The sequence below is a fragment of the Steroidobacter sp. genome (assembly GCF_016790065.1).
Taxonomy (GTDB): Bacteria; Pseudomonadota; Gammaproteobacteria; order Steroidobacterales; family Steroidobacteraceae; genus Steroidobacter.
Window position 1 is genome coordinate 1 of record NZ_JAEUPY010000758.1, and the last position, 7,783, is coordinate 7,783.

The window sequence follows — 7,783 nt, forward strand, 5'->3', positions numbered from 1 at the left end:
TCACAATGCACCGGCACCGCCGGCGCAAGCCCCGGTTCCTGCTTCCACGGCCGATAGCTCCGCCGCGCCGGCTGGCGTGCAGACCTATCCCATGGAAGACCCGCAGCCGGGTCAGGAACCGCCGCAATAACGACGTCGTGAATCCGCGCCGCCCGGGGTAGCGACTAGCAAGTCGAACTCCCGGGCAGCGCCCGCATCTAACTTGCCTGAGCTATGATCCGCGCGGCCCACACCTCTGTCGGCCGTGTAATACAGCGCAACGAGATTGCAATGAAATCGACTCATCTGTCCCTGGTCGCACGGAGCCGCGGCTTCACCTTGATCGAAATCATGGTGGTCGTGGTGATCCTCGGCATCCTGGCCGCGATCGTCGCGCCCAACGTCATGCGCCGCATCGACGACGCGCAGCTCACCAAAGTCTCCAGCGACTTGCGCACCATCGAGACCGCGCTCAATTTGTATCGGATGGATAACTTCCGTTATCCGACCACCGAACAGGGCATCAAGTCGCTGTTCGAGAAGCCCAACGATTCGACCGTGCGTAACTGGAAGGAAGGCGGTTACCTGGATCCGACCGCGCGCAAAGATCCCTGGGGCAACGACTATCGCTACGTCTACCCGGGCACGCACGGCAAAGAATTCGATCTGTTCTCGTACGGCGCCGACAACCAGGAAGGCGGCGAAGGTCTGGACGCCGACATCGGCAACTGGATCACCGAAAAGCAGTAACGCGTACATTCCAGCCGCCCGACTTACCGCAGACCGGGCGGCTGGTTAATACTTGGCGCCCATGAGCGCCTATACCGAGACCGCGCCGACGCGCGCTGAAGTCGATGCCCTGCCGGGCGCCACCGTCCTCGATTTCGGAACCAACTGGTGCGGCTTCTGTGCCGCCGCCCAACCGCACATCGCGCAGGCTCTGGCCGCGCATCCCGATCTGCGTCATCTCAAAGTCGAAGACGGCCCCGGCCGCCCGCTCGGCCGTTCGTTCCGCGTGAAGCTCTGGCCGACGTTGATCTTCCTGAAGGACGGCATCGAAGTGGCGCGCGTGATCCGGCCGGGTTCGGCGCAGGTGGTCAGCGACGCCCTCGGGCAGATCGCAGCGTCCGACGCTCAGTGAGTCACCGGTGAGCACCGGCCTCACCGCTCCCTCAGCCGCCGTGCAGCGCTATCTACCTTGGCTGGTAGCGATCGTGCTGTTCATGGAAACGCTCGACTCCACCATCGTCAACACGGCCGTGCCGTCGATGGCGCATAGCCTGGAAGTCACGCCGCTGAGTCTCAAAGCCATCGTCACCAGTTACATCCTGGCGCTGGCGGTGGGCATTCCGGTGAGCGGCTGGCTCGCCGATCGGTTCGGCACTCGTAAAGTGTTCATTACTGCCGTCGCGCTGTTCACGCTGGCTTCGGTGATGTGTGGGCTGTCGTTGAACGCACCGATGCTGGTGGTCGCGCGCGTCCTGCAAGGACTCGGGGCAGCGATGATGACGCCGGTCGGTCGGCTAGCCATCGTGCGCACCTTTCCGCGCTCCGAGCTGCTCAACAAAATGAACTTCGTGATCATCCCGGCGCTGATCGGACCACTGCTCGGCCCGACGGTGGGCGGCTTGATCGTGCATTGGTGGTCGTGGCGCGAAATCTTTTTCGTCAACGTGCCGGTGGGCCTCGCGGCGTTATGGATGATCCACCGGCACATGCCGGACTATCGCAGCGATTCGCCGCGACCACTGGATGTCATCGGGCTGATCTTGTTCGGTTCGGGTGCGGCGCTGTTGTCCTGGCTGCTGGAAATATTCGGCGAGCACGGACTCGGTGCGACTGCCAGCTCACTGTTGTTGTTACTTTCGGTGGCACTGCTCGGCGCCTATGCATGGCATGCGAATCGCACCGAGTATCCGCTGTTGAATCTGCAGTTGTTCAAGGTGCGCACGTTCCGCGTGTCGGTGGGTGGCGGCTTGATCACGCGACTCGGAATCGGCGGCCTGCCGTTCCTGTTGCCTTTGTTTTATCAGTTGGGCTTGGGAATGCCGGCGTGGCAATCCGGCTTGATGATGATGCCGTCGGCGCTGGCAGCGATGGCAGTGAAAGCCATCTCGCCTCACCTGCTCCGCCGCTTCGGCTACCGACGCGTGCTCAGCGTGAATACCTTGCTGATCGGCGCCGTCATCGGTGCGTTCGCGCTGGTGGATAGCAGCACGCCGCTAGCGGTAGTGGTGCTGCTGAGCTTTGTGGTGGGCGCCGGCAATTCCATGCAGTTTTCCAGCATGAATTCGCTGGCCTTCGCCGACATCGACGATCGCCGCTCCAGCATGGCCAATGCCATCGCCAGCACCATGCAACAGCTCTCGATGAGTTTCGGCCTGGCGTGCGGCTCGCTGCTGACGGGCTGGTACTTGGGCGGCATGCCGCAGACCGATCAAGTCGCCGTCACGCATGCCGTGCATGCAGCGCTGATTACTTTGGGAGCAGCGACCATGCTGTCGTCGCTGAGTTTCTGGACGTTGCGTCCTGGCGATGGCCACGCGCTCACGGATCGCACCGAAAGACCGCCGGTCGCCACACGCGAGCCCGCTGCCAACTAAGCAGGGGCTCGCGCAAGTGGTATGTTTTATTTGACTGCGAGCGTCTTCAACAAGCTGTCCCAATGCGCCAGCGCGCCGTCGATGGACGACACCGGCACACGCTCATCCAAGCCGTGCGAGAACTCATCCGAGTCTTTCATGAACAGACCCGAGACGCCGTAGCTCGGTACGCCGACCGCACGGAAATGCATGCTGTCCGTGGCGCCTGCAGACATCGACGGCACGATCGACAGGCCAGGGTGCTGTGCGTGCACGGCTTTGCTCACCGCGGCCATCACATCTTTACGCAAAGGCGACGCGTCACTCTCCACTGAGCCGGAGCCCGGCAGAGTCACGATCACTTCCGGATCGCCGGCCACCTCAGCCAATTTCTTTTGCACTTCGTCGACCGGCACGCCGGGGAAGATGCGGCAATTGATGTTGGCGACCGCCTTCTGCGGTAGTGCATTCACCGCGTGACCACCTGCGATCTCCGTCGTCACACAGGTCGTGCGCAGCTGACCCAGATAGCTCGGATCGTTGGATAACGTGGCAATGGCCTTCGCGTCTTCCGGATTGGCCACATACGCCCTGACCGCCTCGGCCGTCGGCCCGGACAACTTCGGCAGACTCTCGCGGAAATACGCCAGCGTCAGCTCGTTATGCATGGGCGGGAATTGATACTGAGCGATTCGATCCAGCGCCTTGGCCAGCTGATTGATGGCATTGCTCTTGGTGGGTCGACTGGAATGACCGCCCGGATTGGTAACGGTGAGCTTGAAGTCCGCATAAGTCTTCTCGCCGGCCTGCAAGCCGTACACCACAGGTTTGCCTTCTTCGGAAAGCAGGCCGCCGCCGGCATCGCCGTTCAGCACCAGTTCGGCGTTCTTGAACTGCTCAGCCAACTTACGCGTGCTCACCATCTGCGTTTCTTCGTCGCCTGAGAACGCGAGAATCACGTCGCGCTTGGGCTTCCAACCTTCACGCTTCAACTTCGCGATGGTCGCGACGATCATGGAGACTTCAAACTTGTTGTCCACCGAGCCGCGGCCGAACACATAGCCGTTCTCGATTACCGGCGTGAACGGATCGCGCTTCCAGTCCTCGCGCTTGGCCTCCACCACGTCCATGTGGCCGATCACCATCAGCGGCTTCTTTTTGCTGTCGGTCCCGCGATAGTGAGCAACGAATGTGGCCGTATCCGCCACCGGTTCGATGACGATATCAGCCGCCGGAAAGCCCGCAGCCACCAGCACGCTCTTCAAATATTCAGCGTACGCAGGCATCTGCCCTGCGCCTTCCACGGTCCGGAAACTAATGGATTTCTGCAGAATGGCCAGCGCCTGATCGTGCAGCTCCGGCGCCACCGCCGGCGGGCTGGCCATACCGACGCCGGCAAAACCTATAGCCGCGCAGCCGAGCACCACTGCAAGTGTGTGTTTGATCTTCGAACAGGACTTCACTGCAACCTCACGAGCTGTCGCCATGGCCATGGCAAAGCCCATTGTGGCATGGCACAGAGCCCGCTAACGAGGCTTGGCTGGCCTGGTCGTGTTCTTGGCTGACTTGCTGCGCACCGATGTTTTCTTGGTTTTCTTGGCCGGGGCCTTCTTGGCCGGCGCTTGCTTGGCCGCAGCGACTTTCCGCTTCTTACTGGGCCGGTATTTCTTCAGCAGCGCGGCGCCCTGCTTCGCAAGCTTGGCGACGGCCGCTCGCGTTTTAGGAACGGCCTCGCCCAATGCTTGAGCAGCCAAGGCCAACCGAGTGGTTTTGCGTTTACGAGTAGCCATGGCCTTCAAACGCGGCCGCGTCGGGCGAGTTCCCATGGCTGTAGCAACAAAAGCTACGCACTCTCCGGCAACGACAACCGCTCCACCAGAAAATCCACAAATACTCGGACGCGCGTAGCGAGCCGCGAGTGGCCGATGTACAAGGCATGCACATCCTCGCTATCCGCCTTGATGTAATCCTCGAGCAACGAAACCAACCGCCCCGCTCGTACATCGGCGCCAACCAGAAAATCCGCCAGGCGCGCCACACCGGCGCCCCCGATAGCCATCAGCCGCAGCGCCTCGCCGGAGTTACCCAGAAAATTTCCGGTGACGTGGTACTGCTTGGTGCGACTACCGGCGCGAAACGTCCAGCCTTCCACCGAGCGCCGATAGTTGAAGTTGAGACAGTTGTGAGCGTCGAGATCCGCCGGCGTTTTCGGCGCCCCGTGACGTTGCAAATATTCCGGCGAAGCCACCACCTTCCAGCGACTGCTACCCAGTTTGCGTGCACGCAAAGATGAGTCAGGCAGCGGTCCGTGACGAATCGCAATGTCCGTGCGTTCGCCGACCAGATCGATCACAGCGTCGCTGAGCGACAGGTCCACCGTGATTTTGGGATAGCGTTGCAAGAACTCCGGCAGCACCGGCAACAACTGATGAATTCCGAAAGGCGTCGACGCGCTCACTCGCAGCCGCCCTCGCGGCTCGCTCTTATCGGCCGCGAACGAACGCTCCAGCTCGTCGAGATCCAGCAGCAGCTTCTGCGCCTGTAAACGAAATCGCTCACCTTCCGGCGTGACATACAGCGAGCGCGTGGTCCGCGTCAGCAGCCGTACGCCAAGCCGGGCTTCGAGCCTGGCAACGCTGCGACTCACCGCCGACGGCGTCTGCCGCAAGAGCTTGGCCGCGGCGGCGAAGCTGCCACCCTCGACACTGCGCAAAAACGCCTCGATTTCGCCGGTTCGGTTGTCCATCAGGGCCTGCCGATTCGTTCATTGAATGCACGACGGTCGTGTGTACGGACATTCTTATCAGCAATCGGTCCGGCCCGCATCATTGCTGTCCCTCATTCACCCGAGACTGTCATGCCCCTCGCTTTGTACGCGCTGGCGGTCGGCGCCTTTGGCATCGGCGTCACCGAATTCGTCATCATGGGCCTGCTGCTGGAAGTCAGCGGCGATCTCAATGTGTCCATCTCCGCGGCCGGCATGTTGATCTCAGGCTATGCCTTGGGCGTCATGGCCGGCGCGCCGGTGATGACGGTGGTCACCGCTCGCTGGCCTCGCAAGGCAACGCTGCTCGCGCTGATGGCCATCTTCACACTGGGCAATCTGGCTTGCGCCATCGCGCCAACCTATTTCGGACTGTTGGCAGCCCGCGTGTTGACTGCGTTCGCGCACGGCACTTTCTTCGGTGTCGGCTCAGTAGTCGCGACCCAGTTGGTAGCGCCTCACCAGCGTGCGTCAGCTATCGCAATCATGTTCACCGGCCTGACTATCGCCACGGTGTTGGGCGTTCCGTTCGGCACCTGGCTCGGACAAATCGCTGGCTGGCGCGCGACCTTCTGGGCCGTGGTTGGCATCGGCCTGCTCGCACTCATCGTGATTGCGCTACTCGTGCCGCGAGATGCGGGGCAAATCGAGGACAGCGATTGGCGTAGCGATCTTCGTGCGCTGGCTCGCGGGCCAGTGGTGCTTGGTTTGCTGACGACGGTGTTCGGCTTCGGCGGAATGTTCGTGGTGTTCACGTACATCGCGCCACTGCTGACTCAGCTCGCTCACTTCAGCGACCGAGCGGTGTCCTTGGTGCTGTTGGTTTTCGGCGGCGGCTTGGTGGTCGGCAATATCGTCGGCGGCAAGCTGGCCGATCGGCATCTCGAAGCGACGCTGATCGGCTCGTTGTTATTGCTGGCAGCCGTGCTGGGCTTGATGAGCTTCGCGGTGCGAGATGGTGTCGCGATGGTGATTTTCGTCGCGCTGCTCGGCGCGGCATCGTTTGCAACGGTGCCCGCGCTACAGATGTGGGTGTTGGAAAAGTCCAATGGTGCCGGCCAAAGCCTGGCGTCCAGTTTCAACATCGGCGCGTTCAATCTGGGCAATGCCATCGGCGCGTGGCTCGGCGGCATGACCATCGATCACGGTCCCGGCCTGGTGGCGCTGCCTTGGGTTGGCGCGTTGTTGCCGCTAGTCGCGGCGGCGCTTGCGTTCAAAGGTCTGCGCACAGCGAGAGTGACAGCCCCGGCTTGCTAGCCGGTGGCCGCCAGCGCGATCACACCGGTGACGATGAGTATGGCGCCGATCAAACGTATCGGCGTCACTTGTTCTTTGAGCAAGCGGGCGCCGAAGTAGGTGCCGACCAACGTTGCCAACTCCCGCATCGGAGCGATGTGACCGATGGGCGCATGTTTCATCGCGAACAACACCAGGATGTAACCGAGTGGGCCGAGCACGGCGACGATCAGGATCGGCGTGCGATAGATTTTGGCTTCTTCCAGCAAGGCAGTCGGATCTTTCAACGCCATCGGCGCGAGCAACCCGAGCCGAAACACGTTACCGGAGAAGTCGATCAGGAACGGCGACATGGCCAGCGCCTTCACCGCCCAACCGTCGTTGATGGTGTAGCCGGCGATGAACACGCCGGTGAGCAGGCCGAGCGCGATGCCCGCCTTGGGAGCCTTGTGCGGCTGATGCGGGCCGACCAAACCTGACACCAGCAAGATACCGCCGACGATCAACAACACGCCGAGCACGGAAAAGATATTTGCCGGTTCTTGCAATAGGAAGGTCGCGGCCAGGAAGGACAGCAATGGACCGGTGCCTCTGGCCAACGGATAAACCAGCGAAAGGTCTGACACTCGATAGCCGGCCTGCAGGATCAGCGAGTAGCCCATATGCAGCACGCCGGTCATCAACAGCGCCAGCCAGTGAACGGTGGTGAACTGCGGACGCTCGGCCAGCAAGACCCAGAGCACTGCCGGCGCGTAAAGAATCGTCGAGCCCAGCGAGTACAGCCACACAAAATTCCGCGACCCCGACGCGCGCTTGGCGGCCAAGTTCCAGGTGGCATGGGTCAACGCCGCCAACAAGACGGCGGCAATCGCGAGGGGATGCATGGTTGCGCGGGAGTTTATCAGCCACCGCAAGAAGCGGAGCGCTCACCAGCCCCGGCGCGGGCAATCTAAGTGCACTAGCAACGCCGGTCGCTGAGTTCGGGCCGGCACGCACTTGGAGCCCACCATGAGCTTTCAAATCTCCGGCTTACCTCTGAGTCAGGTCTCGCCGCTGTTTTCACTCTCCGACGTGGAACTGCAACGCCACTACGCCGTGCGCGTGACCGCCGACTCCAAGCCCGGCTTTCCTTGCCGCGTCAGCCTGCGGGACGCGGAGATCGGTGAGCACTTGCTCCTTGTGAACTATGAGCACCTGCCCGTCGCTTCTCCGTATCGTTCCA

At 62.0% G+C, this 7,783-nt stretch carries 9 protein-coding genes; 5 read left to right on the forward strand and 4 right to left on the reverse strand.

The genetic code is table 11. The annotated features are described in order from the left end of the window. Positions 1 to 270 precede the first annotated feature (270 nt). The 3 genes from gspG (at position 271) to JNL55_RS30910 (ending at position 2,582) form a co-directional block, all read left to right on the forward strand. A complete protein-coding gene (gspG, locus tag JNL55_RS30900; protein ID WP_293863618.1) occupies positions 271 to 729 on the forward strand; it encodes a type II secretion system major pseudopilin GspG in 459 nt (152 codons plus the stop codon). Positions 730 to 790: 61 nt separating this feature from the next. After that, positions 791 to 1,120, forward strand: coding sequence for a thioredoxin family protein (locus JNL55_RS30905; RefSeq protein ID WP_293863620.1), 330 nt, complete (start codon positions 791 to 793; stop codon positions 1,118 to 1,120). A 7-nt stretch (positions 1,121 to 1,127) separates the two neighbouring features. Beyond that, entirely contained in the window at positions 1,128 to 2,582 is a 1,455-nt protein-coding gene (locus tag JNL55_RS30910; RefSeq protein ID WP_293863622.1) for a DHA2 family efflux MFS transporter permease subunit, read from the forward strand. A 26-nt stretch (positions 2,583 to 2,608) separates the two neighbouring features. Here JNL55_RS30910 and JNL55_RS30915 read toward each other — a convergent pair whose 3' ends face one another. The 3 genes from JNL55_RS30915 to JNL55_RS30925 all read right to left on the reverse strand — a co-directional run bounded on the left by JNL55_RS30915 (position 2,609) and on the right by JNL55_RS30925 (position 5,307). Then, complete coding sequence (locus tag JNL55_RS30915) at positions 2,609 to 4,024, reverse strand: M20/M25/M40 family metallo-hydrolase (RefSeq protein WP_293863624.1); 1,416 nt, start codon at positions 4,022 to 4,024, stop codon at positions 2,609 to 2,611. A gap of 63 nt (positions 4,025 to 4,087) precedes the next feature. Next, the gene (locus JNL55_RS30920; RefSeq protein ID WP_293863626.1) at positions 4,088 to 4,387 is read right to left on the reverse strand and encodes a hypothetical protein; all 300 of its coding nucleotides are present in this window, start codon (positions 4,385 to 4,387) and stop codon (positions 4,088 to 4,090) included. A gap of 17 nt (positions 4,388 to 4,404) precedes the next feature. Next, positions 4,405 to 5,307 carry a LysR family transcriptional regulator gene (locus JNL55_RS30925; RefSeq protein WP_293863628.1) on the reverse strand — a complete coding sequence of 301 codons (903 nt, stop codon included), beginning with the start codon at positions 5,305 to 5,307 and terminating at the stop codon, positions 4,405 to 4,407. A 111-nt stretch (positions 5,308 to 5,418) separates the two neighbouring features. On the opposite strand from JNL55_RS30925, the gene JNL55_RS30930 reads away from it, so the two are divergent. Next, on the forward strand, positions 5,419 to 6,582 hold the full coding sequence (locus tag JNL55_RS30930) for an MFS transporter (RefSeq protein ID WP_293863630.1): 1,164 nt from the start codon (positions 5,419 to 5,421) through the stop codon (positions 6,580 to 6,582). Here the strand turns inward: JNL55_RS30930 and JNL55_RS30935 are convergent. Next, positions 6,579 to 7,445 carry a DMT family transporter gene (locus JNL55_RS30935; protein ID WP_293863632.1) on the reverse strand — a complete coding sequence of 289 codons (867 nt, stop codon included), beginning with the start codon at positions 7,443 to 7,445 and terminating at the stop codon, positions 6,579 to 6,581. The genes JNL55_RS30930 and JNL55_RS30935 overlap by 4 nt on opposite strands. A 124-nt stretch (positions 7,446 to 7,569) precedes the next feature. On the opposite strand from JNL55_RS30935, the gene JNL55_RS30940 reads away from it, so the two are divergent. Next, the coding region (locus tag JNL55_RS30940; protein WP_293863634.1) for a DUF1203 domain-containing protein at positions 7,570 to 7,783 on the forward strand (214 nt) is incomplete at its 3' end.

What these genes read in the sequence shown, in the direction of transcription:
- gspG (WP_293863618.1), top strand. Translation starts at nt 271, where the DNA reads ATGAAATCGACTCATCTGTCCCTGGTCGCACGGAGCCGCGGCTTCACC.
- JNL55_RS30905 (WP_293863620.1), top strand. Translation starts at nt 791, where the DNA reads ATGAGCGCCTATACCGAGACCGCGCCGACGCGCGCTGAAGTCGATGCC.
- JNL55_RS30920 (WP_293863626.1), bottom strand. Translation starts at nt 4,387, where the DNA reads ATGGGAACTCGCCCGACGCGGCCGCGTTTGAAGGCCATGGCTACTCGT.
- JNL55_RS30925 (WP_293863628.1), bottom strand. Translation starts at nt 5,307, where the DNA reads ATGGACAACCGAACCGGCGAAATCGAGGCGTTTTTGCGCAGTGTCGAG.
- JNL55_RS30930 (WP_293863630.1), top strand. Translation starts at nt 5,419, where the DNA reads ATGCCCCTCGCTTTGTACGCGCTGGCGGTCGGCGCCTTTGGCATCGGC.
- JNL55_RS30935 (WP_293863632.1), bottom strand. Translation starts at nt 7,445, where the DNA reads ATGCATCCCCTCGCGATTGCCGCCGTCTTGTTGGCGGCGTTGACCCAT.